At 74.5% G+C, this 24,959-nt stretch carries 20 protein-coding genes; 10 read left to right on the plus strand and 10 right to left on the minus strand.

Features of this window, described 5'->3' with window-relative positions:
- Window positions 1-45: 45 nt before the first annotated feature.
- The 3 genes from A0J59_RS03730 (at window position 46) to A0J59_RS03740 (ending at window position 3,178) form a co-directional block, all read left to right on the plus strand.
- Window positions 46-795 carry an AraC family transcriptional regulator gene (locus A0J59_RS03730; RefSeq protein ID WP_064315266.1) on the plus strand — a complete coding sequence of 250 codons (750 nt, stop codon included), beginning with the start codon at window positions 46-48 and terminating at the stop codon, window positions 793-795.
- A gap of 136 nt (window positions 796-931) precedes the next feature.
- Window positions 932-1,750 carry an aldo/keto reductase gene (locus tag A0J59_RS03735; RefSeq protein ID WP_064315267.1) on the plus strand — a complete coding sequence of 273 codons (819 nt, stop codon included), beginning with the start codon at window positions 932-934 and terminating at the stop codon, window positions 1,748-1,750.
- A gap of 87 nt (window positions 1,751-1,837) precedes the next feature.
- On the plus strand, window positions 1,838-3,178 hold the full coding sequence (locus tag A0J59_RS03740) for a Glu/Leu/Phe/Val dehydrogenase (protein ID WP_231581743.1): 1,341 nt from the start codon (window positions 1,838-1,840) through the stop codon (window positions 3,176-3,178).
- Window positions 3,179-3,259: 81 nt separating this feature from the next.
- On the opposite strand, the gene A0J59_RS03745 is transcribed toward A0J59_RS03740, so the two are convergent.
- The 3 genes from A0J59_RS03745 to A0J59_RS03755 form a co-directional block, all read right to left on the minus strand.
- Window positions 3,260-4,090 (minus strand): tryptophan-rich sensory protein, encoded by an 831-nt coding sequence (locus A0J59_RS03745; protein ID WP_064315268.1) that lies wholly within the window; start codon window positions 4,088-4,090, stop codon window positions 3,260-3,262.
- 149 nt (window positions 4,091-4,239) lie between these two features.
- On the minus strand, window positions 4,240-4,974 hold the full coding sequence (gene hemQ, locus A0J59_RS03750) for a hydrogen peroxide-dependent heme synthase (protein ID WP_053370074.1): 735 nt from the start codon (window positions 4,972-4,974) through the stop codon (window positions 4,240-4,242).
- A 28-nt stretch (window positions 4,975-5,002) separates the two neighbouring features.
- Window positions 5,003-6,223, minus strand: a complete 1,221-nt coding sequence (locus tag A0J59_RS03755; protein WP_082918724.1) for a ferrochelatase — start codon at window positions 6,221-6,223, stop codon at window positions 5,003-5,005.
- Between the two features lie 204 nt (window positions 6,224-6,427).
- On the opposite strand from A0J59_RS03755, the gene A0J59_RS03760 reads away from it, so the two are divergent.
- Together A0J59_RS03760 and A0J59_RS03765 are read left to right on the plus strand one after the other, a co-directional pair.
- On the plus strand, window positions 6,428-7,471 hold the full coding sequence (locus A0J59_RS03760; protein WP_064315269.1) for a DUF2804 domain-containing protein: 1,044 nt from the start codon (window positions 6,428-6,430) through the stop codon (window positions 7,469-7,471).
- A gap of 164 nt (window positions 7,472-7,635) precedes the next feature.
- Window positions 7,636-8,928 carry an alkaline phosphatase gene (locus A0J59_RS03765; protein WP_053370076.1) on the plus strand — a complete coding sequence of 431 codons (1,293 nt, stop codon included), beginning with the start codon at window positions 7,636-7,638 and terminating at the stop codon, window positions 8,926-8,928.
- Window positions 8,929-9,017: 89 nt separating this feature from the next.
- Here A0J59_RS03765 and A0J59_RS03770 read toward each other — a convergent pair whose 3' ends face one another.
- The 5 genes from A0J59_RS03770 to A0J59_RS03790 form a co-directional block, all read right to left on the minus strand.
- The gene (locus A0J59_RS03770; protein WP_082141061.1) at window positions 9,018-10,079 is read right to left on the minus strand and encodes a carbohydrate ABC transporter permease; all 1,062 of its coding nucleotides are present in this window, start codon (window positions 10,077-10,079) and stop codon (window positions 9,018-9,020) included.
- Window positions 10,076-11,041, minus strand: a complete 966-nt coding sequence (locus A0J59_RS03775; protein ID WP_172820007.1) for a carbohydrate ABC transporter permease — start codon at window positions 11,039-11,041, stop codon at window positions 10,076-10,078. The genes A0J59_RS03770 and A0J59_RS03775 overlap by 4 nt, the downstream gene beginning before the upstream one ends.
- A gap of 160 nt (window positions 11,042-11,201) precedes the next feature.
- Window positions 11,202-12,602: an ABC transporter substrate-binding protein gene (locus tag A0J59_RS03780; protein WP_064315298.1), complete on the minus strand. Its 1,401-nt coding sequence runs from the start codon at window positions 12,600-12,602 to the stop codon at window positions 11,202-11,204.
- Window positions 12,603-12,719: 117 nt separating this feature from the next.
- Window positions 12,720-14,414 carry a glycoside hydrolase family 13 protein gene (locus tag A0J59_RS03785; protein WP_172820010.1) on the minus strand — a complete coding sequence of 565 codons (1,695 nt, stop codon included), beginning with the start codon at window positions 14,412-14,414 and terminating at the stop codon, window positions 12,720-12,722.
- A gap of 461 nt (window positions 14,415-14,875) precedes the next feature.
- On the minus strand, window positions 14,876-15,907 hold the full coding sequence (locus tag A0J59_RS03790) for a LacI family DNA-binding transcriptional regulator (RefSeq protein ID WP_053370080.1): 1,032 nt from the start codon (window positions 15,905-15,907) through the stop codon (window positions 14,876-14,878).
- 258 nt (window positions 15,908-16,165) lie between these two features.
- On the opposite strand from A0J59_RS03790, the gene A0J59_RS03795 reads away from it, so the two are divergent.
- From A0J59_RS03795 to A0J59_RS03810, 4 genes are read left to right on the plus strand one after another with little or no spacing between them, the layout of a single operon-like run.
- Window positions 16,166-17,944 (plus strand): beta-N-acetylhexosaminidase, encoded by a 1,779-nt coding sequence (locus tag A0J59_RS03795; protein WP_255364961.1) that lies wholly within the window; start codon window positions 16,166-16,168, stop codon window positions 17,942-17,944.
- Window positions 17,941-19,611, plus strand: a complete 1,671-nt coding sequence (locus tag A0J59_RS03800; RefSeq protein WP_064315270.1) for an amidohydrolase family protein — start codon at window positions 17,941-17,943, stop codon at window positions 19,609-19,611. Before A0J59_RS03795 ends, A0J59_RS03800 begins: the two co-directional genes overlap by 4 nt.
- A gap of 46 nt (window positions 19,612-19,657) precedes the next feature.
- Entirely contained in the window at window positions 19,658-21,022 is a 1,365-nt protein-coding gene (locus A0J59_RS03805; RefSeq protein WP_064315271.1) for an alanine racemase, read from the plus strand.
- A gap of 53 nt (window positions 21,023-21,075) precedes the next feature.
- The gene (locus A0J59_RS03810) at window positions 21,076-21,483 is read left to right on the plus strand and encodes a RidA family protein (RefSeq protein WP_064315272.1); all 408 of its coding nucleotides are present in this window, start codon (window positions 21,076-21,078) and stop codon (window positions 21,481-21,483) included.
- A gap of 84 nt (window positions 21,484-21,567) precedes the next feature.
- Here the strand turns inward: A0J59_RS03810 and A0J59_RS03815 are convergent, their stop codons facing one another.
- Window positions 21,568-22,227 carry a manganese efflux pump MntP family protein gene (locus tag A0J59_RS03815; RefSeq protein ID WP_064315273.1) on the minus strand — a complete coding sequence of 220 codons (660 nt, stop codon included), beginning with the start codon at window positions 22,225-22,227 and terminating at the stop codon, window positions 21,568-21,570.
- Window positions 22,228-22,437: 210 nt separating this feature from the next.
- Between A0J59_RS03815 and A0J59_RS03820 the strand changes: the two genes are divergently transcribed.
- Window positions 22,438-23,649, plus strand: a complete 1,212-nt coding sequence (locus tag A0J59_RS03820) for an AAA family ATPase (RefSeq protein WP_047232071.1) — start codon at window positions 22,438-22,440, stop codon at window positions 23,647-23,649.
- A gap of 45 nt (window positions 23,650-23,694) precedes the next feature.
- On the opposite strand, the gene A0J59_RS03825 is transcribed toward A0J59_RS03820, so the two are convergent.
- Window positions 23,695-24,897, minus strand: a complete 1,203-nt coding sequence (locus tag A0J59_RS03825) for a glycerate kinase (RefSeq protein ID WP_082141059.1) — start codon at window positions 24,895-24,897, stop codon at window positions 23,695-23,697.
- Between the last annotated feature and the right edge of the window lie 62 nt (window positions 24,898-24,959).

Here is a 24,959-nt window from a genome sequence, read left to right on the forward strand (position 1 = left end):
GGTGCCTCGGGTCGCCGTGACTCGTCTTGTACGATCCGGGGCGACATGGCACCCGTTCGCGACAACCTGTGGCCCGAGGGCGCGGCGCTCCTCGCGGCGCTGAGCCCGGCGATGGTCGCGCTCATGGACGAGCTGCCGGACACGATGTTCTGCGCCAAGGACGTCACGGGCCGGTACGTCGCGGTCAACCCGGTGTTCGTCGCGCGGACCAACGAGCGGTCGCGCCGCGCGGTGCTGGGCCGACGCGCGCGCGACCTGTTCGTCGCGCAGCTCGCCGAGCGCTACGAGCAGCAGGACGCCGAGGTGCTGCGCGGGCGCGCGCTGCGCGGCGAGCTCGAGCGCATCCGGCGGCTCGGCGGGACGTCGGGCTGGTTCCTCACGTCCAAGCTCCCCGTGCACGACGACGCGGGTCGCCTCGTGGGGATCGTCTCGGTCTCGCACGACCTGCGCGCGGGCGCGGCGGACGACGCGACGATGGACTCCCTCGCCGCGCTCGTCACCGCGGTCGAGGCGGACCTCGGGGCGCGCTGGACGACGGCGCGGCTCGCCGAGGCGGCGGGTTCCACGCCCGCGGTGCTCGACCGGCGCGTGCGGCGCGTGTACGGCGTGACGCCGCGCCAGCTCGTGCTGCGCACCCGGGTCGACCACGCGACGCGCCTGCTCGCCGGGAGCACCGTCTCGATCGGCGAGGTCGCGGCGGAGAGCGGCTTCTACGACCAGCCGTCGTTCACCCGCACGTTCGCGCGCCTCGCCGGCGAGACCCCGGCCCAGTACCGCCGCCGCACCCGTCGCTGACCGCCCACGCCCTGCCGCCGAACCCTGGTTCTCTCCTCACCGTCTGCCAGTCCTGGGGAGAGATCCAGGGCTCGGCGAGGACCCGGTGAGGGCCGCGCGGTGGCGAGCGGCGGCGTCGGGCACGGAGACTGGCGGCATGACCTCCACCACCTCCTCCCCCGGCGCCTCCGCCGGCCCAGTCCCGACCGTCGACCTGCCCGGCGGCGCGATGCCGCTGCTCGGGCTCGGCACGTGGCAGTCCGAGGGCGACGACGCGTACCGCGCCGTGCGCCACGCGCTCGACGTGGGCTACCGGCACGTCGACACCGCGACGGGCTACGGCAACGAGGCCCAGGTGGGGCGTGCGCTCGCCGACTCGTCCGTGGACCGCGCCGACGTGTTCGTCACGACCAAGCTCCCGCCGGACGCCGCGGGCCGCGAGCGCGAGACGCTCGAGGCGTCGCTGCGCGGCCTCGGCACGGACCACGTGGACCTGTGGCTCATCCACTGGCCGCCGTCCGGTGAGGCGTCGCCGTGGGTCTGGGAGCGGTTCGTCGAGCTGCGCGACGAGGGCAAGGTGCGCTCGATCGGGGTGAGCAACTACTCGGTCGAGCAGGTCGACGTCCTGTCCGAGCAGGTCGGCGAGACGCCCGCCGTCGACCAGATCCCGTGGAGCCCGGCCGACTACGACCACCGCGTCGTGCACGAGCTCGCGCAGCGCGGCGTCGTGCTCGAGGGGTACAGCCCGTTCAAGCGCACCGATCTCGACGCGCCGGTGCTCGCCGAGGTCGCGGCCACGCACGGCGTCACCCCCGCGCAGGTCGTGCTGCGCTGGCACCTCGACCACGGGTTCGTCGTCATCCCGAAGTCCGTGACGCCGGAGCGCATCGAGGCGAACTTCGCGGTGACCGGCTTCTCCCTCTCCGCGGACGAGCTCGAGGCGATCGACGCCCTGGGGCACCGCCGGGGCGCGTGAGGGGCGAGCGCCCGCGCCGGGGGTAGCGTGACCCTCGGTGCCGCACACCCCCGCGGCACCGAGGAAAACCCTCGAACCGGAGGAACCGTGACGACGACGTCCGTGCCGCCCACCCTCACCAGCGGCGAAACCACCCCGAACGACCCCGCTCCCCGTACGACCTCCCGACCCGACGCCGCGACCGCACCGGCGTCCGCCCTCGACACCGCGCACGCGCAGCTCGCCGGCGCGGTCCGCTTCCTCGGCTACGACGACGGCCTGCACGAGATGCTCGCGACACCACGGCGCGAGGTGAACGTGGCCGTCCCGCTGCGGCGGGACGACGGCCGCACCGTCCTCTTCCACGGCTACCGCGTGCAGCACAACGTCTCGCGCGGACCCGGCAAGGGCGGGCTCCGCTACTCCCCGAGCGTCGACATCGACGAGGTGCGCGCGCTCGCGATGTGGATGACCTGGAAGTGCGCCCTCGTCGACCTGCCGTACGGCGGGGCGAAGGGCGGGGTCTCGATCGACCCGCGCTGCTACTCCGAGGCCGAGCTCGAGCGCGTCACGCGCCGCTACACGTCGGAGATCATGCCGGTGATCGGCCCGGAGCGGGACATCATGGCGCCCGACATGGGCACGAGCGAGCAGACCATGGCCTGGGTCATGGACACCTACTCGGTCAACCAGGGCTACACGATCCCGGCAGTCGTGACGGGCAAGCCCATCACCGTGGGCGGTTCGCTCGGGCGCACGACGGCGACCAGCGCGGGCGTGGTGCACGTCACCGCCGCGGCGCTCGACGAGGCCGGCGTGCCGCTGTCCGACGTGCGCGTCGCGATCCAGGGGTTCGGCAAGGTCGGCTCGCACGCGGCGGCGCTGTTCGCGGCGCGCGGGGCGCGTGTCGTCGCGGTCTCCGACCAGTACGGCGGCGTGCACGACCCGGACGGGCTGGACGTGCGCGCGCTGTTCGAGCACGTCGCCGCGACCGGCAGCGTGGTGGGCTTCGACCGCGCCGACCCGGTCGACAACGACGCGCTGCTCGCGCTCGACGTCGACGTGCTGGTCCCGGCGGCGGTCGAGGGCGTGCTCGACGGCGACACCGCGGGCACCGTGCGCGCGCGCTGGGTCGTCGAGGGCGCCAACGGCCCGACGACCGCCGAGGGCGACCGGGTACTCGCCAAGAACGGCGTGACGGTCGTGCCGGACGTGCTCGCGAACGCGGGCGGCGTCGTCGTCTCCTACTTCGAGTGGGTCCAGGCGAACCAGGCGTACTGGTGGACCGCGGAGGAGATCGGCGACAAGCTCGAGCACCGCATGCTGCACGCGTACGAGGAGGTCGCGAGCCTCGCGCGCCGCGAGGAGCTGAGCCTGCGCGACGCCGCGCTCGTCATCGGCGTCCAGCGCGTCGCCGAGGCGCACCAGATCCGCGGCCTCTATCCCTGACCTGCAAGGTGCCCCGCCGAGCACGGGGTCCTCGGCCGTCCTGGGCTCGACCCGGTCGCGGACCGCGTGCTCGGCGGGTGATCAGGCGCGCGCCGGGCGGGTCGCGGCGAGGACCGCCGCGACGAGCGCGACCGCGGACGCGCCGACGGCCGCCCAGGCCACGGTGGTGTCCACGAGCTCGCCCTGGAACCGCCCGACGGCGATCCACGCGAGACCCCACGACATCGCGAGGCCGATGCCGAGGGCGACCGCCCGGCGTCCGGCGGCGAACGCCGCCCACGCGACGGACAGCGCCGCGGCCGCCACGACGAGCACGACGGACCAGCCCGTCGCGCCGAGGCCGAGCTCGCCGACGCCCGCGTCCGCGAGCGCCGCGGCGACGTTGGCGAGCGTCGCGACGCTCACCCAGCCGGTGTAGAGGCCCATGGTGCCGTCGAGCACGACGGCCTGCCCGGTCGACTCGGGCCGCCGGCGCACGAGCCGCACCACGACCACGGCGTTGACGGCGAGCAGCGCCGCGATGACGACGACGCTCAGCGGGATCCACCCGGCCTGGACGACGCCGATCCACGCGGCGTTGAGGACCATGGAGACGAGGACCCACCACGCGGTCACCCGCAGGCGCGGGCTCGCGGCGTGCCGGGGCAGCACCTGGTAGACGGCGAAGACGAAGAGGCCGAGGTAGATCACGGACCAGATGCGGAACGCCGGGTTGTCGGGCGCCACGGGCGTCGCGGTCGAGGACAGCGCTCCCCCGGCGGTCTGCTCGACGGCGGTGCCGCCGAACGCGCCCGCGCCGTAGGCCGCGGCACCGGCCGCGACGAGCGAGCCGACGAGGACGACGACCTGGCGGACGCGGTCGGAGGGCGCGGGGGCGGGGACGGCGTCCGCCGGGACGGCTGCTGTGGTCATGCCTCCAGCCTGACATCACTCAGCATGCTGAGCATCTCGGGCGCCGACGCGCCCCGCTGCCGAGAACGACGCTGCTCGCTGCCGAGAACGACTCTGGTGTCGTGATCCGACGGATAACGACACCAGAGTCGTGTTCGGCGCGGGCCGGGTCAGGACAAGGGCTGGCGGTCCGCCCAGGCGGTGAGCGTCGTGCGCGGGCCCGTGAAGAACGGGACCTCCTCGCGCACGTGGCGGCGCGCCTCGGTCGCGCGCAGCTCGCGCATGAGGTCGACGATGCGGTGCAGCTCGTCGGCCTCGAACGCGAGGATCCACTCGTAGTCGCCGAGCGCGAACGACGCGACCGTGTTGGCGCGCACGTCCGGGTAGTCCTTCGCCGCGAGCCCGTGGTCGCGCAGCATGGTGCGGCGCTCGGCGTCGGGCAGCAGGTACCAGTCGTACGACCGCACGAACGGGTAGACGGACAGGTAGTCGCGCGGCGCCTCGCCCGCGAGGAACGCCGGCACGTGGCCCCGGTTGAACTCGGCAGGGCGGTGCAGCGCCGCGTTCGACCACACGGGCTCCAGGTGCGCCCCGAGGCCGCTCGCGCGCAGGCGCTGGTAGGCGCCCTGCACGGACTCGACCGTCGGGCCGTGCCACCACACCATGAGGTCGGCGTCCGAGCGCAGGCCCGCGACGTCGTACCAGCCACGGACGACGAGGTCGCCGTCCGTCGCGGCCGGGTCGTCGCCCCCGCCGACGGCGGTCAGCGCGTCGGCCACGAGGCCCCCGCGCTCGTCCGCGTCGGCGGGCAGGGGCGCCGCCGTCGCGAAGACGGACCACATCGCGTAGCGGATGGTGGTGTTGATCTGCTCGTGGTCCGCGGGGACGCGCGCGGCGTCGTTCATCGGGGTTCCTCCCTGATCGGTACGGGGCTCAGCTGTGGACGTCCGTGCTGCACAGCGCGGGGACGCCGCTCGGCTCCCCGTCGCGACGCAGGCAGCAGCCGGGCGCGCACACCGAGCGGAAGGCGGGCAGGCTGCCGACGGTGGCCTCGGTGACGGCCTCGCCCCGCGCGAGGGCCGCGCGCTCGACGAGCAGGTCCACGAGGCCGCGCACGAACGGCTCGCGCGTGCTCACAGTGCCCGCGCGGACCGCGGTCATCTCGAGCCCCGTCGCGGTCTCCATCGCCTCGGTGTCGAGGTCGTACGCGACCTCCATGTGGTCGGAGACGAAGCCGATCGGCGACAGCACGACGTCGCGGACGCCGTCCTGCGCGAGGGCCTCCAGGTGGTCGTTCACGTCGGGCTCGAGCCACGGCTGGCTCGGCGGGCCGGACCGCGAGCAGTACGCGAGGTCCCACGCGACGTCGTGGCCCAGGCGCGCGGACACCTCGGCGGCGATCACGCGCGCGAGGTCGAGGTGCTGCTCCGAGTACGTCGCGTGCGAGACGCGCGACGCCGCCTCCATCGTGTCCGGGATGGAGTGCGTGACGAACACGAGCCGCGCGGCCGCGCCGTCGCCGCCCTTCTCCGCGAGCGCCGCGTAGCCGTCGAGCACCGCGTCGACGTTCGCCTGCGCGAAGCCCGGGTGGTTGAAGTAGGAGCGCACCTTGTCGAACTGCACGCCCGTCGAGCCGTCGGGACCGAGCTGGCCGCGCCCGTCGAGGACGACCGCGAGGTCCTCGCGGTACTGGCGGCAGCCCGAGTACGACGAGTACGCGGACGTCACGAGCGCGACGGCGTTCTTCGCGCCCAGCGCCTCGAGCTCGTCGATCGCGTCGGTCGTGTACGGCTCCCAGTTGCGGTTGCCCCACACGACGGGCAGCTCGACGCCGCGGCGCGCGAGCTCGGCCTCGAGCGCGGCCTTGAGCGCGAGGTTCTGCTCGTTGATGGGGCTCTTGCCGCCGAAGCCGTAGTAGTGCTCGCCGACCTCCTCGAGGCGCGCGTCGGGGATGCCCTTGCCCGCGGTGACGTTGCGCAGGAACGGCACGACGTCCTCGGGCTTGTTGGGCCCGCCGAACGAGTACAGCAGGAGCGCGTCGTAGGGGCGCAGGTCAGGGGTGGGACCGGGGTCGACGGCGCTCGCGGGGGCGGCGACGGGCTCAGCGGCCCGGCCCGTGTCGGCAGCGACGTCCTGGGGGGAGAACGGGGGCATGCTCCCGATCATGGCACCTGCTTGGGGCCCCGCCCGCCGGGAAGCCGACCGGGAGGACGTGACATTGACGGGACAGAGTGTCACCTCGTCCGGGCGGCTTCCCGCGGCCCCTAGACTCGGGCTCGCTCGCTCCTCGGGCCGGGCACCGGGCGCCGTCGCCCGCCCCGCAGAGCCGCCCGAGCCGGACCACGTGGAGGTGGAGCAGTGCCGCTCCCGGAGATCACCGAGCGCGTCGCGCTCACCCTGCCCGACGGGAGCCTCGACCGCCGGTCGGTCGGCTGGGCGCGGCAACCGCTCGTCGACACGTCCGGCGTGGCACGGGACGGCCGCGGCCGCTGGAGCCGTCACCGTGGCCGGAACAAGCGCTGGGAGTACTGGGGCGTCGTCACCCCGACGCACGTCCTCGCCCTCACCGTGTCCTCGCTCGACTACGCCGCGGTGCACGAGGTGTGGGTCCTGGACCGGGAGACGGGCCGCACGTGGGGCGAGGCCGCGACCGTCGTGCCGGCGCGCGGCGTCGAGCTGCCCGGGTCGCTCGGGGACGGCCCGGCGCGCGCCCGGGCGAAGAACCTTGCGATCGACCTCGACGAGGTCGACGGCGGGACGCGCCTGCGCGCGCGGACCCGCGACGTCTCGTTCGACATGGTCGCCGAGCTGCCGCCCGGGCACGAGCGGCTCGCGGTCGTCGTGCCGTGGAGCGACACCCGCTTCCAGTACACGGTCAAGGACGTCGCGCGCCCGGCGCACGGCACGCTGTGGGTCGACGGCCGGACGGTCGAGGTGCCCGCCGGGTCGTCGTGGGCCGTGCTCGACCACGGGCGCGGCCGCTGGCCGTACGACGTGCGCTGGAACTGGGGCGCGGGCTCGGGCGCGAGCCACGGGCGAGTCGTCGGGATCCAGGTGGGCGGACGCTGGACCGTCGGCACGGGCTCGACCGAGAACGCCGTCCATGTGGACGGCCGGATCCACCACCTGCCCGACGAGATCGTGTGGGACTACGACCTCGCGGACCCGGACCGGCCGTGGCGCGTCACCGGCGACGGTCTCGACGCGACGTTCGAGCCCTTCCACACCAAGGTGACGCGCACGCACCTCGGCATCGTGTCGTCGTCGACCGACCAGTGCTTCGGGACCTGGTCGGGCACGTTCGCCCCGCCCGACGACGGCCGGTCGGGCGCCGCTGCGATCGGGCCCGTGCGGTTCGACGGCCTCGTCGGCTGGGCCGAGGAGGTCCACAACCGCTGGTGAGCGCGCCGCGCCCCCGCTCCGCTTGCCAGTGCCCGGGCCCTGCCTAGCGTGGGGACGATCCGGCGGCACCGACGCCGCCGGGCGCGGCCCGCGCGCGACGGCGACACCGTCCCCTCCGCGGCCGTGCCGGCACCGGCAGCGACGCCGGTGGGAAGGGGAGGCTCATGCAGTCACGACGAGGACAGCTCCGGGCAGGGACCACGGGGGTCGCGGCGGCCGCGGCGCTCGTGATGCTCCTGCCGTTCGGCGGGAGCGAGCGCGGCGGCGGCCAGGGTCAGGGCCACGGGAACGGGAACGACCGCGCCCGCAACGTCATCTTCATCCAGGGCGACGGGCTCGGCCTGTCGCACCGCGAGCTCATCCGGCTCGCGACGGTCGGCAAGGACGGGCAGCTCGCGATGGACTCGCTCGAGCACGCCGGCTGGACCACCACGGACTCGGCAGACCCCGAGGAGGCGGTTACCGACTCCGCCGCGGGCGCGACCGCGTTCGCGTCCGGGGTGCGGACCTACAACGGGGCGGTCGGCGTGGACGTCGACGGCAACCCGGTCCCGACCCTCCTCGAGGCGGCCCGGGGCGCGGGCAAGGCCACCGGGCTCGTCACGACGGCGCAGGTCACGGACGCGACCCCCGCGGCGTTCGGGGCGCACGTGCCCGACCGCGGCGACCAGAGCGAGATCGCGCGCCAGTTCCTGGAGAGCTCGCGGCCCGACGTCGTCCTCGGCGGCGGCGAGGACTGGTGGTACCCGGCGGGAGACCCGGGCGCGTGGGAGGACAACCCTGCGAAGGACCCGACCGAGCAGAGCAAGGGGACCGAGGGGAACCTCGTCGAGCGCGCACAGGACCTCGGCTACACGTACGTGAGCGACGCCGAGGGGCTCGCGGACGCGCGCGGTCGCAAGCTGCTCGGCCTGTTCGCCAACGAGGAGATGTTCGAGCAGCGCAACGAGGGCGAGGGCGACCTGTACGAGCCGGAGGTGCCGCTCGTCGACATGACGGCCAAGGCGCTCGACGTGCTGAAGCGCGACCGCGACGGGTTCTTCCTGCTCGTCGAGGAGGAGGCGGTCGACGAGTTCGCGCACCGCAGCAACGCGACGCGCACGATCCAGGCCGGGCAGGCGCTCGACGAGACCGTCGCGCTCGCGCTCGACTTCGCGAAGAAGAACCGGGGCACGCTCGTGCTCGTCGTGGGCGACCACGCCACGGGCGGGCTGGCGATCGAGAACGTCGACCCCGAGGACGAGAGCGGCGAGGGCGCCACGACCGAGGACGGCCCGTTCGACCTCGCGGGGTCGGACCTCCAGTTCACGGTCGACTGGACCACGGGCGGCCACACCGGCGAGGCCACGCCGATCACCGCGCAGGGGCCGGGCGCCGAGCGGCTCGCCGGCGCGCAGCGCAACACCGACGTCCACGACGCCGTCCTGCGCGCGATGCAGCCCCGCGGCCGCGGCTGAGCACGACCGCGCGCGCGGTCGAGAACGACTTTGGTGTCGTTATCCGCGGGATAACGACACCAAAGTCGTGTTCGGCGATGTACCGGGGGTCAGCCCTTGACCGCTCCTCCGAGGCCGGCGCCCTGGAGGAACATGCGCTGGAACACCAGGAACAGCGCGACCGGGATGAGCGTGGAGATCGCGAGCGCCGCGAGGAACACGCCGAGGTCGGTCGACGCCTCGATCGACGGCAGGCGCACGGACAGCGGCTGGATCGCCGGGTCCTTGAGGACGAGCAGCGGCCAGAGGAAGTCCTTCCAGGCCGCGATGACCGCGAACACCGAGACGACGCCGATGATCGGCTTGGACATCGGCAGGACGACCGACCAGAACAGCCGGTACGGCCCGGCGCCGTCCATGCGCGCGGCCTCGAACACCTCGCGCGGGAGGCTGTCGAAGAACCGCTGGACGAGCAGCACGTTGAACGCGCTCGCGCCCGCCGGCAGCCACACGGCCCAGAAGCTGTTGATGAGCGACCGGCCCAGCAGCGGCGGGTCGAGGATCGTCAGGTACAGCGGGACGAGCAGGACGATCGCCGGGACGAACATGGTCGACAGGACGAGCGCCTGCACGACCTTCCCGTACCGGGGCCGCAGGACGGACAGCGCGTAGCCGCCCGTCGTCGCGACGAGGATCTGGGACGCCCACGACCCGACCGCGAGCCAGATCGTGTTGAGGAAGTACCGGCTGACCTGGACGTCGTTCCACGCCTTGTCGAGGTTGTCCCACGCGATGCCGTTCGGGAAGATCGCCATCGGCGTGCGCAGGATGTCCTGCGTCGGCGTGACCGCGTACTTCGCGAGCAGCAGCATCGGGCCGAGCCCCGCGACGACGAGGATCACGAGCAGCAGGACGTGCGTGGTGCCCATCCCCCACCGGATCGACGGGCGGCGCCAGTCCGCCTCGGAGAGCGCGCCGCGGTCCTCGACGCCGTCGAGCGCCTTGCGACGGCGAGCGCGCACCCTGCGGCGGTCGGACTCGCGCCGGGAGCGGCTCGCCGCGGCGGCGCGGCGGGACGTGCCGTCCGGGTCGTCGACGGCGTCCGTCGCGGCCGCGGAGTCCTGCGAGACGACGCCGATCTCGCTCGGGTTGTCGGTGGGCGAGAGAGTCATGACGTGCTCCAGGACCGGGTGAGCCGGAAGTAGAGGATCGAGAAGACGGCGAGGACGGCCGCGAGCATGATCGACAGCGCGGTCGCCGCCCCGTAGTCGCCGCCGAGGCTGTTCTGGAAGGCGTAGCGGTAGATGAGCAGCAGGATCGTCAGCGTCGCGTTGTTCGGCCCGCCGCCCGTGAACAGGTAGGGCTCGAGGAAGACCTGCGCCGTGCCGATCACCTGGAGGATCAGCGTGATGAACAGGACGCCGCGCAGCGCCGGGAGCGTCACGTGCCAGATCTTGCGCCACAGCCCCGCGCCGTCCACCTCGGAGGCGTCGTAGAGCTCGGGCGGCACGCTCGTCAGGGCGGCGAGGTAGATGATGATCGTCCCGCCGGCGCCGGCCCACGTGGCGGCGAGCACGAGCGAGGGCATCGCCGTCGAGGCGTCCTGGAGCCACGGGTACGGGCCGAGGCCGACCCAGCCGAGGATCGTGTTGAACACACCGGTCGGGCTGCCGTTGTAGAAGAACTTCCACAGCAGCACGGCGACGACCGGCGGCACGACGACCGGGAGGTAGGCGAGCGCGGAGTACAGCCCGCGTGCCCGGCGGACCTCGCGCATCAGCACGGCCGCGACCAGCGGGATCGGGTACCCGAACAGCAGGGCGAGGAACGCGAAGTACAGCGTGTTCTTCACGGCCTTCCACAGGAGCGGGTCGTTCAGCACCTGGCGGAAGTTGTCGAGCCCGACGAACGTCGGGTCGCTCACGAGGTTCGTCTCCTGGAAGCTCATGATCACCGCGCGCACGATGGGGAACCACGAGAAGACGCCGAAGATCAGGATGAGCGGCAGCAGGAAGACGAGGTTGCTCAGGCCGCCGCCACGGAACCACGTCACGGGGCTGCGGCGTCGGCCGTCGCGGTCGGCCCGCGCGTGGGAGGCGGGTCCCCGTCGCGGCGGGGCGGTGGTGGCGGTCACGGGCGAACGTCCTTCGGTGCGGTGGGGAGGTGCCCGACGACGCGAGGTGCGTCGCGCCGTCGGGCACCGGCGGGGTACGGGTCGGCCGGCAGGGGGCGCTGCCGGCCGACCCGGGTCTGCGGGTCGCGCGGCCCGGTGCGGGCCGCGCGACCGCGGGGCGTCAGCCCTGGTCGAGCAGGGCCTGCGCCTCGGTGTTCGCCTGCTCCAGCAGCGCGTCCACGTCGGCGTTCTCGTCCGTCAGGACGGCCTGGACGACCGGGTCGAGCAGGGCGTAGATCTCCTGCGTCTTCTGCGACGGCTCACCGACGAGCGGCAGGTCGAACATCGTGTCCGTGTAGCTCGTCATCTGGTCGAGCGGGACGTTGATGTAGTCCTTGATCCACTCCTGGTTCTGCTCGTACTGCTCCTGGGAGAACATCGGCAGGACCGGGGTGCCCACGGGCTGGTCGTTCGCGACGAGCGTCTCGGCGTCGGCGACGGCGCGCTTCTCGTCGACGAGCTTCCCGAGGTAGAAGAAGTCGATCCACTTGATCGCGGCCTCCTTCTTCGACTCGTCCACGTTCGCCGGCATCGCGGCGAGCGTGCCGCCGGTGAGGACGCCCGCGTCGTCGCCCTCGAGCGGGAGCGCCGCGAGACCGTAGGTGGCGGGGTCGATCGCGTTCGTCTGGACGAGCGACGTGAAGACGTCGGAGCCCGACGTGTACATCGCGACCTGGCCGGCGGCGAACGCCTGGTTCATCGTGCCCCAGTCGAGGAGGAAGTTGCTCCCGAGGGAGTTGTCCTCCCAGCGCATGGCCTTGAGCCACTCGAGCGCTTCCTTGGTGCCGTCGTTGGTCAGCGTCGAGGTGGCCGTGCCGTCGTCCGCGACCTCCTGCGTGCGGCCGCCGCGCGCGAACGTGTTGACCGTGAGCTGCCAGCCGCCCGTGTTGTTCTGCGACATCTGCATGTAGCCCGCCACGCCGGGGTTCGCGTCCGCGATCTTCTTCGCGTCCTCGCGGACCTCGTCCCACGTGGTCGGCGGCTGGTCGGGGTCGAGCCCGGCGGACTCGAACAGCGCACGGTTGTAGTGCAGGCCCACGCCGTACACGTTCTTCGCGGGGATCGCGTAGACGTGGCCGTCGGCGCCCGTCCCGGCCTCGATGATGGCCGGGTTGAACTTGTCGGCGTAGGGCAGGGTGCGGAACTGCTCGTCGAGGTCCGCGAGCTGGCCGTTCTCGACGAGCGTCTTCGCGTCGGTGAACGGGATCTCGAAGACGTCGGGCAGCGTGCCGCCGGCGAGCTGGGGGGCGAACGTCGTCGCCTTCCACTCGTACTCCTCCGGCACGATGTCGATGTCGGGGTTCGCGGTCTCGAACTCCTCGACCTGGGCATTGAAGGCGTCGATCGCCTCCTGCTCGGAGCCCGGGAGGAGGGAGACCACCTTGAGGGTGACCTTCCCGTCGCCGTCCGAGCCGCTGCTCTCGTCGTCGCTGCCCGAGCCGCCGCTCGAGCACGCGGCGAGCGTGCTGATCGCGAGCGCCCCCGCGAGGGTGAAGGCGATCGCCTGACGTGTGGACTTCATCGTCACTCCTGTGTTCCGGTGGTGCTGGGTGTGTGCTGGGTGGGTGCTGGGTGTCCGGGCCGACCGGCTCGCGGCCCGGGGTCTGTGGCGGTCAGGCCTGACGGCTCGTGCGCGCCGTCAGGCGCGCAGCCAGACCGCGGTGTCGGGGGCGAGGCGCGTCGGTGGCTCCGACGCGTCCGCCCCGTGCGGGGTGCCGCTGTGGAGGAGGACCTCCGCGTCCGCGGGCAGCGGCACGTCCTCGGTCCCGAGGTTGACGACGCACGTGACCGCGCGGTCGTCGTCGCCGCGGGTGTCCTCGCGGACGAACGCGAGCACGTCGTCGCCGAGCGCGACCCCATCGAGGGAGTCGAGCCAGCGGAACGCCTCGCCGTGCAGCGCGGGCTCCGCGCGCCGCGTCGCGAGCACGCGGCGGTAGAGCGCGAGCATCGACGTCTCGTCGTCGGCCTGCGCCTCGACGGAGACCTCGCCCCAGCCCGCGGGCTGGGGCAGCCAGGGCTGCGCGCCGCCGTCGGGCCCGAACCCGTTGCTCGTGCCGCCGCGCGTCCACGGGAGGGGGACGCGGCAGCCGTCACGACCGGGGTCGACGCCCTCGGAGCGGAAGTGCATGGGGTCCTGGATCGCGTCGAGCGGCAGGTCCTCGACCTCGGGCAGGCCGAGCTCGTCGCCCTGGTAGAGGTAGAGCGACCCCGGCAGCGCCGCCGAGAGCAGCGCCGCGGCGCGGGCCCGACGGCGGCCCGTCTCCAGGTCCGTCGGCGTGCCGAAGCGCTTGGTCGCGAACGCGAACGAGCTGTCCTCGCGCCCGTACCGCGTCACGGGACGCGTCACGTCGTGGTTCGAGAGCACCCACGTCGCGGGCGCCGCGACCGGGGCGTGCGCGTCGAGCGTCGTCTGGACCGACTCGCGCAGCGCCTTCGCGTCCCACGGGCGCGCCATGAAGTCGAAGTTGAACGCCGTGTGCATCTCGTCCGGGCGCAGGTACTGGGCGAACCGGGCACGGTCCGCGAGCCACACCTCGCCCACGAGCACGCGGGGCTCCTCGTAGGAGTCCGCGACGGCGCGCCAGCCGCGGTAGATGTCGTGGAGCTCGTCGCGGTCGACGTGCGGGTGCTCGCCCGGGCCGGGGTGGGCCGGGACCTCGGGCAGCGCCGGGTCCTTGACGAGCTGGGCCGCCGAGTCGATGCGGATACCCGCGGCGCCGCGGTCGAACCAGAACCGCAGGATGTCCTCGTGCTCCCGACGCACGTCGGGGTGGTTCCAGTTGAGGTCCGGCTGCTCGGGCGCGAACACGTGCAGGTACCACTCGCCAGGCGTGCCGTCGGGGTTCGTCGTGCGCGTCCACGTGCTGCCCTGGAACTCGGAGACCCAGCGCGTCGGGATCTCGGAGCCGTCGTCGCCCTTGCCCGGGTGGAACCAGAAGCGCTCGCGCTCGGGCGACCCGGGGCCGGCCGCGAGGGCCGCCTTGAACCACTCGTGCTCGGACGAGACGTGGTTGGGGACGACGTCGATGATCGTGCGGATCCCGAGCTCGCGGGCCTCCGCGATGAGGCGCTCCGCCTCGGCCAGCGTGCCGAACTGCGGGTCGATCGCGCGGTAGTCCGCGACGTCGTAGCCGCCGTCCGCGAGCGGGGACACGTACCAGGGGGTGAACCAGATCGCGTCGACCCCGAGGTCGCGGAGATAGGTGAGGTGCTGGCGCACGCCCGCGAGGTCGCCCGTGCCGTCGCCGTTACCGTCCGCGAAGCTGCGCACGTACACCTGGTAGATCACGGCGCTGCGCCACCAGTCGGGCGACGCCGCCGCCGGCTCCCGCACCGCCTGCGCGAGGGTCGCGTCGGGGGTGGGTTCGCCGTCGGCGACTCGGGGGTGATCGTTGCTCACCGCGTCCTCTTCCGTGAGTTCGTGGGCTGCACGTGCCGGGGCCGTGTCTCGCCTGCTGCTGCGCACTGCGTTCGTTCCGACCGGGTGGGCGCCCGGGACGGCCGTCGTGCACCGGGTGCCGACCGCGCCGTCGTGGAAGACTGTAACTAGACGACAGGATGCGCGCAAGAACCTGACAGCGCCGTTATCGAAACGCTATCTCTCGACGTCGAGAGACCTACGCCCCCTTGCGCCCGACGGACCCCGACCGCGCCGAGCCCGGGGATGTCGGCGGGCTCGATCTCCGCCGTGCCGACGACCCCGGGTTCGGCGACCGCGGGAGGGCACGACGACGAGGGCCCCGGTCCGGCGCGCGCGAGCGGCCGGGCCGGGGCCCTGGAGGAGCGGAGTGCGGGCTAGGAGGCGGTGGCCTCGCGCCCGGCGGTGTGCGCCGCCGCGGTCGAGCCGCGCACGACGAGCTCGGGCTCGAACAGGAGCTCGTCGCGCGAGACGTCGGCGCCCGCGATCATGCTCGCGAGCAGGTCGACCGCGGCCCGGCCCATGGGCTCGATGGGCTGGCGGACCGTGGTCAGCGCCGGGTCGGTGGAGTTCATGAGGTTCGAGTCGTCGTAGCCGACGACGGAGACGTCCGTCGGGACGTCGAGACCCGCGCGCCGCACCGCGCGGACGGCGCCCAGGGCGAGCGGGTCGCTCGCGCACACGATCGCCGTCGCGCCGGCCTCGAGCAGCCGGTTCGCGGCGGCCTGCCCGCTCTCGAGCGAGTACTGGCTGTGCACGACGAGCGACGCGTCGAGCACGTGCCCCTGCCGCTCGGCGAACGCCTGTGCCGCGGCGAGCTTGCGCTCGGACGGCACGTGGTCCGCCGGCCCGAGCAGCAGGCCGACCTTCTCGTGGCCGAGCGAGAGCACGTGGCCGAGCGCCTGGTTCATCGCGACGAGGTCGTCGCACGAGACGCGCGGGAAGTCGAGGTCCTCGATCGAGGCGTTCATGAGCACGACCGGCAGCCCGAGCTTCTCGAGGCGGCGGAAGTGCGCATGGTCGGCCAGGCGCTCGGCGTAGAAGCCGCCCGCGAAGATCACGCCGGACACGTGCTGACCCAGGAGGAGGTCGATGTACTCGGCCTCCGTGACGCCTCCGGCGGTCCGTGTGCACAGCACCGGGGTGAAGCCCTGCTGCGCGAGCGCGCCGCCGATGACCTCGGCGAACGCTGGGAAGATCGGGTTGACGAGCTCGGGGAGCACGAGCCCGACGAGGCGGCCGCGCTCGCCGCGCAGCTTGGTGGGCCGCTCGTAGCCGAGCACGTCGAGCGCGGTGAGCACCGCGTCGCGCGTCGCCTGCGACACCCCGGGCTTCCCGTTGAGCACGCGGCTCACCGTGGCCTCGCTGACACCGACCTTGGTGGCGACCTCCGCCAGACGTCTCGACATGCCGCCGACTATACGCCGCGCTGCAAGCCGCTTGCGTAATTCCGAGCCGCCCGAACGCATGCTTGCGTCAAGGAGTATCGCGCAGGTCCGCGCCCCGCGGCACGGTTCTGCCGAACACGACATGAGGGTCGTTCTGGCGCTCATACCGACCGCCATGTCGTTCTCGGCGCGGGGTCGGAGCGGGTTCGAGGCGGGGAGGGGATAGCCCGGCTCGGGTGGAGGTGGGGAGTCGGCGGCGGTAGCGGCTAGGCTCGTTCGGTGTCCTTCCAAAAGGTGCCCGCGCCCTACCCCGTGTCCACGACGGACCCGTTCGGGATCCTCCCTGCTCCTGCGGCGCTGACGCCCGGCGAGGGCACGACCGCCGTCGTCGACGGGGCGCGGGTCGTGGCCGACCCGGCGCTGCGTGCCGCCGCGCGCTGGTGGCGCCGCGTGACCGAGGACGCCTTCGGCCTCGACCTCGTGCCGGCCGGCGCCTCGGAACCCCGCACCACGGTGACGTTCGCGCTCGACGGCGACCTCCCGGCGTCGGGCTACCGCCTCACGGTGGACGCCACCGGCGTCCGCGTGGACGCCGGCGACCTCGACGGCGCGCACGCCGCCGCGCAGACGCTCCGCCAGCTCGCCGGCCCGGCCGCGTTCCGGCGTGCCCCGGCCGACGCCTCCACCACGCCGACGCTGGTCCTCCCCCACGTCACGATCACCGACCATCCCCGGTTCCCGTGGCGCGGCGTGCTGCTCGACGTCGCGCGCCACTTCCTGCCCACGGCCGACGTGCTGCGGTTCGTCGACCTCGCCGCGGCGCACCGGCTCAACGTGCTGCAGCTCCACCTCACCGACGACCAGGGGTGGCGCATGGAGATCGCGCGCTACCCCCGGCTCACCGAGGTCGGGGCGTGGCGGCGTGAGTCGGGCGTCGGCACGTGGCGCGCCGGAGTCTTCGACGGCCGCCCCCACGGCGGCTTCTACACGCAGGACGACCTGCGCGAGATCGTCGCGTACGCGCGCGAGCGCGGGGTGACGGTCGTGCCGGAGATCGACGCGCCGGGTCACGTCGAGGCCGCCGTGGCGGCGTACCCCGAGCTCGGCACGCGCAAGCAGCCGCACGAGGTGCGTACGACGTGGGGCGTGAGCACCGAGGTGCTCGACCCGTCCGAGGAGTCGCTGACGTTCTTCCGGCACGTGCTCGACGAGGTGCTCGACGTGTTCGACGCGCCGTTCGTGGCGATCGGCGGCGACGAGGTGCCGACGACGCTGTGGCGCGAGAACCCGGCGATCGTGGCGCGCGCGGAGGCGCTCGGGCTCGACGACGTCGGCGGGCTGCACGGCTGGTTCCTCGCCCGGCTCGCGGAGCACGTCGCGTCGCGCGGGCGCCGCGCGGTCGTGTGGGACGAGGCGTTCGGCCCCGCGCTCCCGCGCGACGTGGTCGTGACGTCGTGGCGCGGCTGGGCCGTCGGGGCGGACGCGCTCGCCGCCGGGCACGACGTCGTCATGGCGCCGGAGCAGGTCGTCTACCTCGACCACCGCGGCGGCGACGCCCCGGACGAGCCGGTCCCCGTCGGGTTCCTCAGCACGGTCGACGACGTGTACGCGTTCGAGCCGCTGCCGGCGGGGCTCGCGGGCGCGGACACCGACCCGGGCACGGGCCCGGGCGGGCCCGGTGCGGGCCGCACCGGCGCGCTCCTCGGCGGCCAGGCGGAGCTGTGGTCCGAGCACCTCGACTCCGCGCGCCGCGTCGACTACGCCGCGTTCCCGCGCCTCGCGGCGTTCGCGGAGGTCATGTGGTCGCCCGAGGCCGACCGCTCCCCCGGTTCGCCCGCGTCGCGCGCGTTCCGCGAGCGCCTGGTGACGCACCACCTGCCGCGCCTCGACGCGTACGGGGTCGAGTACCGGCCGCTCGACGGCCCGCACCCCTGGCAGACCCGGCCCGGCGTCGCAGGCTGGCCGCGGGACCGCGCGGCCGAGCTCGCCGCGGGCGGCCTGCGCGGCGTGGGCGGCTGGGTCGAGGGGCGCGACGAGGACGAGGGCGGCCCCGCATGAGCGCGCTCGTGGTCCGTGGCGCCCGGCTCGTCGGGCCCGACGGCGGGGCCTCCTCCCCCGTGGACGTGACGGTCCGCGGGGACCGGGTCGAGAGCGTCGACCCCGCGGCGGGCGCCGGGGCGTTGCCCGACGACGTGGCGATCGTCGAGGCCGACGGGCGCCTGCTGCTGCCCGGTTTCGTGGACGCGCACGTGCACGGCGAGGCCGCGGTGCTCGACGAGGACGTGCAGCTCGCGATGCTGCGCCAGGGCGTGACGAGCGTCGTCGTCGGGCAGGACGGGGTGTCCTACGCGCCCTCGCCCACCCCGGGCGAGCAGCGCACCGCGGGCGACGAGACGGCGTCGGGCCTGCACGACGCCGCGACCTGGGCGAGCGGGTACTTCGCCGCGATCAACGGCGAGCACCCCACGTTCCGCGGCGGGTCGGTCGCAGACCTGCTCGCGACCTACGACCGCACGACGCGCGTGAACGTCGGCTACCTCGCCCCGCACGGCACGATCCGGTACGCGGTCCTGGGCGCGGCGGCCCGCACCGCGACGCCCGCCGAGACCGACCGCATGCGCGCGCTGCTCACCGCCGCGCTCGACGACGGCGCCCTCGGCATGTCGACCGGCCTGGAGTACGTCCCGGCGACGTACGCCGACGAGGCCGAGCTCGTCGCCCTCACGAGCATCCTCGCGGCGCGCGGGGTCCCCCACGTGTCGCACATGCGCGGCTACGAGGACAAGGCCGGCCCCGCGTTCGCCGAGCTCGTGCGCGTCGCGCGCGCGTCGGGCGTCGCGACGCACGTCTCGCACTACCACGGCCCGGCCGCGGAGCTGCTGGGGTACGTCGACGACGCCCACGCCCAGGGCCTGGACGTCACGTTCGACTCCTACCCGTACCTGCGCGGCTGCTCGATCCTGTCGATGGTGTCCCTGCCGACCTGGCTGCCCATCGCGGACGTCGACGCGACCGTGGCCGCGCTGACCGACCCGGCCGTCCTGGACCGCCTGCACCGCGAGCACTTTCCCACCCTGACCGACCTGTGGCCCCGGGTGACGATGGCCGCGGTCCCCACCGGGGCGGCGGCAGGCGCACCGGCAGGTGGACCCGCCGACGACCTCTCCTGGGCCGAGGGCATGACCCTGCCCGACGTCGCCGCGCACCTGGGCCTGTCGCCCGCCGCCGCAGCGGTGCGCCTGCTCGTCGCGACACGGCTGCGCGCCTCGTGCGTGTTCGCCCAGCCCCCGACCAACTCGCCCGAGTCCGTGCGCGCCCTGCTGCGCCACCGCGCGCACGTCGGCGGGTCCGACGCGATCTACGCGCCCGTCGGAGGTGGTGGCCGGCCGCACCCGCGCGGGTGGGGCGCCTTCGCGCGCTTCCTCGCCGAGCACGTGCGTACGCTCGGGGACTGGACGTGGCACGACGCCGTCACGCACCTGTCGACGCGACCCGCCGCGCGGTTCGCGCTCGCCGGGCGCGGCGTGGTCGCGCCGGGCGCGGTCGCGGACCTCGCGCTCGTCGACCCCGACCGGGTGCGCGACGAGGCGACGTACGAGGACCCGCGTCGCCCGGCGTCCGGCGTCGCCGACGTGCTCGTGGCGGGCGTGCCCGTCCTGCGCGACGGCTCGCTCACCGACGCCTTCCCGGGACGACCGCTGCGCCCGGGCGCGCCGGCGACGTGAGCCGCGAGCCGTCCAGCACGAGAGCCCCACTCCCGAGGAGGACCACATGACCGGCACGACGGACGACGTCGCGCGTCCCGCACCCGACCGACCCTGGGCGGGCGACGTCGTCGGGCCCCGGACCAAGGGGTTGCGGCTCGGCGCCTCGGCGACCGTCGCGGACGTGCTCGCGGGCTCGCCGCGCCTCACGGACGCCGCATTCTCCTGGCCGCTGCTCGCGCTCGACGACGCGACGCTCGACCACAACGTCGGCGTCGTGGCGCGCGTGTGCGCGGAGCGCGGCGTCGAGCACGCGCCGCACGTGAAGACCACCATGTCGCGCGCCCTCTACGCGCGGCAGGCTGCCGCGGGCGCGTGGGGCGCGACCGTCGCGACACCGGCGCAGCTCCGGACGGTGCGCGACTGGGGCGTGCCGCGCGTGCTGCTCGCGAACGAGCTGCTCGACCCGCGGGAGATCGCGGGGCTGCGCGACGACCTGTCGAGCGTCGTCGACGGGGCCCCCGACGAGGTGTGGCTGTGCGTGGACTCGCCGCACGGCGTCGACCTGCTCGCGCGCGGTCTCGCCGACGCGCCTGCCGCCGTCCGGGCGCGCCTCGGCGTGCTCGTCGAGCTCGGCGTCCCGGGCGGGCGTACGGGCGTGCGCAGCACCGCCGCGGCGCTCGACCTCGCGCGCGCGGTCCGCGCGTCCGGCCTGCGGCTGCTCGGCGTCACGGGGTACGAGGGCTCGGTCGCGGGCGGCACGACCGACGACGAGCTCGCCGCCGTCGCCGCGTGGTGCGACGGCCTGCGCGACCTCGGCGCCGCGTTCCTCCGCGAGGGCCTCGCGGGCGTCGACGAGCCGCTCGTGCTGTCCGCGGGCGGCAGCTCGTTCCTCGACGTCGTGCTGGCCGAGCTGCCCGGACCCGTCGCGGCCGGCGACGGAGACGAGGCCGAGGTCCGCGTCGTCGTGCGCTCGGGTGCGTACGTCACGCACGACCACGGCTTCTACTCGCGCACCGACCCGTGGAGCCGCATCCCCGGCGCGGAGCCGCTCCGGGGCGCCGCGACGGTCTGGGGCCAGGTGCTGTCCGTCCCGGAGCCGGGCCTCGCGATCTGCGGCATCGGGCGCCGCGACGTGTCGTTCGACATCGACCTGCCCGTCGCGCTCTGGCTGCGCTCGCAGTCCGACGACGGCTGGCTGCCCGCGCGCGAGCTCGCCGGGACGCGCGTCACCGCGCTCAACGACCAGCACCTCTACCTCGCCCTCGACGCGGGTGCCGGCCAGGTCACCGGTCCCGCGACCGCCCAGGTGCGCCCGGGCGACGTCGTCGGCTTCGGCATCTCCCACCCCTGCACGACGTTCGACCGCTGGCGCGTCGCCGCCGTCGTGCGCGGCGACGAGGTCGTGGACCTCGCGACCATCGATCTCTGACCATCGCCCGTGACCACCTCCATCCCGCGACCCCGTAGAACCGAGAGGACATTATGACCAGCGAGAAGACCGCGATCTCGACCCCCGACGCCCCGGCCCCCGCGCACACGTTCCACCAGGGCGTGCGCAAGGGCCCGTTCGTCCAGGTCTCGGGCCAGGGCCCCGTCGACCCCGCGACGAACGAGTACCTCTACCCGGGTGACGTCGCCGCGCAGACCACGCGCACGCTCGAGAACGTCAAGGCCATCGTCGAGGCGTCCGGCGCGACGTTCGACGACGTCGTCATGCTCCGCGTCTACCTCACGAAGCGCGAGGACTTCCCGATCATGAACGACGCGTACGGCGCGTTCGTCGCGCAGCACACCACGAAGGGCGTGCTCCCCAGCCGCACCACCGTGTTCACGGGCCTGCCGCGCGAGGAGATGCTCGTCGAGATCGACGCCTTCGCCATCACCGACTGATCCCGCCCCGCGCTGTGGGCGTGAGACGGGCCCGGTTCTCGGTCGAGAACCGGGCCCTTCTCACGCCCACAGCAGGTCAGCGGGTCAGAGCAGGTGCGCGAGCAGGATGCGCACGCCGAGCAGCACGAGCACGGCGCCACCCGCGACGGTCGCCCAGCGGCCCAGGCGCTCGCCCGCACGGGCGCCGAGGCGCACCCCGAGGCCGGACAGCACGAGCGTCACGACGCCCACGAGCGCGACGGCGGGGAGGATCGGGACGCCGAGCACCGCGAACGTGACGCCGGAGGCGGCCGCGTCGATCGAGGTCGCGATCGCCAGCGGGAGCAGCACGCGGTAGGCCACGCGGGGTCGCCGGGTGGCGGGCGGCGCGAGCGTCGCGACGGCCGCCGGCGCTCCAGAGGCACCGCCGTCCGCGGCCGCGGTCTGGTCCCCCGCCGGTCCCTCCACGTGCTCGACGGCGTGCTCGGCCTCGTCCTGGAGGCCCTCCTTGACCATGTGCGCGCCCACGAACGCGAGCATCCCGCAGGCGATCCACGGCGCCACGCCGGAGACCGCGTCCGCGAACCACGTGGACAATGCCCACCCGGCGAGCGGCATGAGGGCCTGGAAGAGGCCGAAGAGGACCGCGACGCGCGCGGTCTCGCGCCACGTCGGGCGCCGCATCCGGGTACCCTGCGCGAGCGCCACGGCGAACGCGTCCGCCGCGAGCGCCACGGCGACCACCACGAGCTCGAGAATTCCCACGGGAAAGCAGCCTAGAAAGCGCCGAAGGAATGCGTCCAGGGGCGTCGTGGTGACGCTGGTCTCGGCATTTCCGGACGTGGTTCCCGGCATTCCTGGACGCGCTTTCCCGCATTCCTGGATACGGACGTCCGCAACCTCGGGTGCGGGCGTCCGCGGCACCGGCCGCGCCCGCGTGGGAGGCGACGCGTAGCGTGCGCGGCGGAGGTGACGATGCTCGCGACGATCGCCGTGGAGGGGTACCGCTCCCTGCGCAGCCTCGTGCTGCCGCTCGACCGGCTCACGGTCGTGACCGGGGCCAACGGGACCGGGAAGTCGAGCCTGTACCGCGCGCTGCGCCTGCTCGCGGAGTGCGCTCTCGGGGGCGCGGTGGGGGCGGTCGCACGCGAGGGCGGGCTGCGCTCGACCCTGTGGGCCGGGCCGGAGCAGGGCGGCAGCCGCGCGCTGCGCGACGGCGGACCGGTGCAGGGCACCCGGCGGACCGCGCCCGTCGCGCTGCGGCTGGGGTTCGCGGGCGCGGCCCCGGGCGACCTCGGCTACGCCGTCGACCTCGGGCTGCCGCAGCACCCCGGCTCGGCGTTCGGACTCGACCCCGAGATCAAGGTCGAGACGATCTGGTCCGGACCGGCCCCGCGACCCGCGACGCTCCAGGTCGAGCGGCGCGGGCCCGCCGTCCGCGTGCGGGACGACGCCGGGCGCTGGGTCTCCTCCCCCGCCCGGCTCCGGTCGTTCGACAGCGTGCTCACCGAGCTCGTCGACCCGGTGGGCGCGCCGGAGGTCGTCGCGGTGCGGGAGACCCTGCGCTCGTGGCGGTTCTACGACCAGCTCCGCACCGACGCCGGCGCCCCGGCGCGCGCGCCGCAGGTCGGCACCCGCACGCCCGTCCTCGCGCACGACGGCGCGGACCTCGCCGCCGCCCTCGAGACCGTGCGCGACCTCGGCCGCGGCGACGAGCTCGACGACGCCGTCGCGCGCGCGTTCCCCGGCAGCCGCCTCGCGGTCCAGGCCGACGACGGACGGTTCGAGCTCGCCCTCCACCAGCACGGCCTGCTGCGACCGCTCACCGGCGCCGAGCTCAGCGACGGCACGCTGCGGTACCTGTTCCTCGTGGCCGCGCTGCTCTCGCCGCGCCCGCCCGCGCTCCTCGTGCTCAACGAGCCCGAGACGAGCCTGCACCCCGACCTGCTGCCCGCGCTCGGCGCGCTCGTGCACGCCGCGGCCCGGGAGACGCAGGTCGTCGTGGTGACCCACGCGGCGCCGCTCGTCGCAGCGCTGCGGGACGCGACGGCGTCGGGAGCGGCCGACCTGCCGGGTCCCGACGACCTCCTCGAGGTCGAGCTCGTCCGCTCGCCGTTCGGTGAGACGACCGTCGCCGGGCGTGAGGGCCTGCTCGACCAGCCGCCCTGGACCTGGCCCCGGCGGTGACACCGGCGGCGCGGGCGTCCGGGCTCGAGCCCGCCTCGGGGGCGGTCAGCGCCGCGAGGCGACGTGGAGGCTCGTGACCGTCGCGGCGAGATCGGTCAGCCGGGAAGCAGTCCGGTCGAGGAGCTCGTCGAGCTCGATGGGGCCGGGAGCGATGCTGAACGCGGCGGCGATGCCGGCGTCGCGCGCCTGGTGCGCCGGCAGCAGGACGCGCCCCGCGAGCACGACGACCGGCGGACGGTGCGGCGCCTCGGCGGCGAGCGCGCCCATCGCGTCGGCGACCTTCCCGTTGACCGACTGCGAGTCGAACGACCCCTCGCCCGTGACGACCAGGTCCGCGCGACGGATCGCGTCCGGCAGCCCGACGGCCTCGGCGACGAGGCGTGCGCCGGGCTCCAGCTCGGCTCCGAGGACGCCGACCATCGCCGCGGGCACGCCGCCCGCGGCCCCGGCGCCCGCGAGCTCGGACACGTCGAACCCGGCCTCCTCGGCGAGCACGCCCGCCCAGCGGCGCAGCGCGTCGTCGAGGAACGCCACGTCGGCCTCCTGGGCACCCTTCTGCGGGCCGAACACGTGGGCGGCGCCCCGCTCGCCGTGCAGGGGGTTGGTCACGTCGACCGCGAGGCGCCAGCGCACGTCGCGGGCGCGCGGGTGCAGCCCGGACAGGTCCAGGCGCGCGACGCGCGCGAGCCCCTCCCCGCCGTCGGGCACCTGCGCGCCGGTGGCGTCCAGGAGCCGCGCGCCGAGACCGGTGAGGATCCCCGAGCCGCCGTCGGTCGAGGCCGACCCGCCGAGGCACACGATCACCTCCTCCACGCCCGCGTCGAGCACGGCCGCGGCCGCCGCGCCGGTGCCGAGGGTGTGCGCGTGCAGGGGCTGGAGCGCGACGTCGCTCACCTGCGGCAGACCGCTCGCCTCCGCGAGCTCTACGACGCCCAGGCGCCCGTCGGCCGAGACCCCGTACCGCGCGGTGCGCGGGCGCCCGATCGCGTCGACCGTCGCGACCTCGCGCGCCGGCACGCCCCACACCGCGAGGAGCGCCTCGAGCGTCCCCTCGCCGCCGTCGGCCATGGGGAGCTCGACGACCTCGGCGTCGGGGACGACGCTGCGGATCCCGGCGGCGACGGCGTGCGCGACGTCCGCGGCGCTCAGGCTGCCCTTGAACGAGTCGGGCGCGACGACGACGCGCAGCGGGCCGTCGGGGCGCGGCTGGGCGGGACCGGTCGGGGTGGTGCTCGGCGTTGAGGACACGCTCGCATCCTAGGCAGCCGGACCCGCCCTGGTCCGCCCGGGAACGGACGGACCGGACGTGT

Source organism: Cellulosimicrobium sp. I38E, assembly GCF_001647255.1.
Classification (GTDB): Bacteria; Actinomycetota; Actinomycetes; order Actinomycetales; family Cellulomonadaceae; genus Cellulosimicrobium; species Cellulosimicrobium cellulans_E.

Coding starts and splice junctions, on each gene's coding strand:
- A0J59_RS03730 (WP_064315266.1), top strand. CDS start 46: ATGGCACCCGTTCGCGACAACCTGTGGCCCGAGGGCGCGGCGCTCCTC.
- A0J59_RS03735 (WP_064315267.1), top strand. CDS start 932: ATGACCTCCACCACCTCCTCCCCCGGCGCCTCCGCCGGCCCAGTCCCG.
- A0J59_RS03745 (WP_064315268.1), bottom strand. CDS start 4,090: ATGACCACAGCAGCCGTCCCGGCGGACGCCGTCCCCGCCCCCGCGCCC.
- hemQ (WP_053370074.1), bottom strand. CDS start 4,974: ATGAACGACGCCGCGCGCGTCCCCGCGGACCACGAGCAGATCAACACC.
- A0J59_RS03755 (WP_082918724.1), bottom strand. CDS start 6,223: ATGCCCCCGTTCTCCCCCCAGGACGTCGCTGCCGACACGGGCCGGGCC.
- A0J59_RS03765 (WP_053370076.1), top strand. CDS start 7,636: ATGCAGTCACGACGAGGACAGCTCCGGGCAGGGACCACGGGGGTCGCG.
- A0J59_RS03770 (WP_082141061.1), bottom strand. CDS start 10,079: ATGACTCTCTCGCCCACCGACAACCCGAGCGAGATCGGCGTCGTCTCG.
- A0J59_RS03780 (WP_064315298.1), bottom strand. CDS start 12,602: ATGAAGTCCACACGTCAGGCGATCGCCTTCACCCTCGCGGGGGCGCTC.
- A0J59_RS03790 (WP_053370080.1), bottom strand. CDS start 15,907: ATGTCGAGACGTCTGGCGGAGGTCGCCACCAAGGTCGGTGTCAGCGAG.
- A0J59_RS03800 (WP_064315270.1), top strand. CDS start 17,941: ATGAGCGCGCTCGTGGTCCGTGGCGCCCGGCTCGTCGGGCCCGACGGC.
- A0J59_RS03805 (WP_064315271.1), top strand. CDS start 19,658: ATGACCGGCACGACGGACGACGTCGCGCGTCCCGCACCCGACCGACCC.
- A0J59_RS03810 (WP_064315272.1), top strand. CDS start 21,076: ATGACCAGCGAGAAGACCGCGATCTCGACCCCCGACGCCCCGGCCCCC.
- A0J59_RS03820 (WP_047232071.1), top strand. CDS start 22,438: ATGCTCGCGACGATCGCCGTGGAGGGGTACCGCTCCCTGCGCAGCCTC.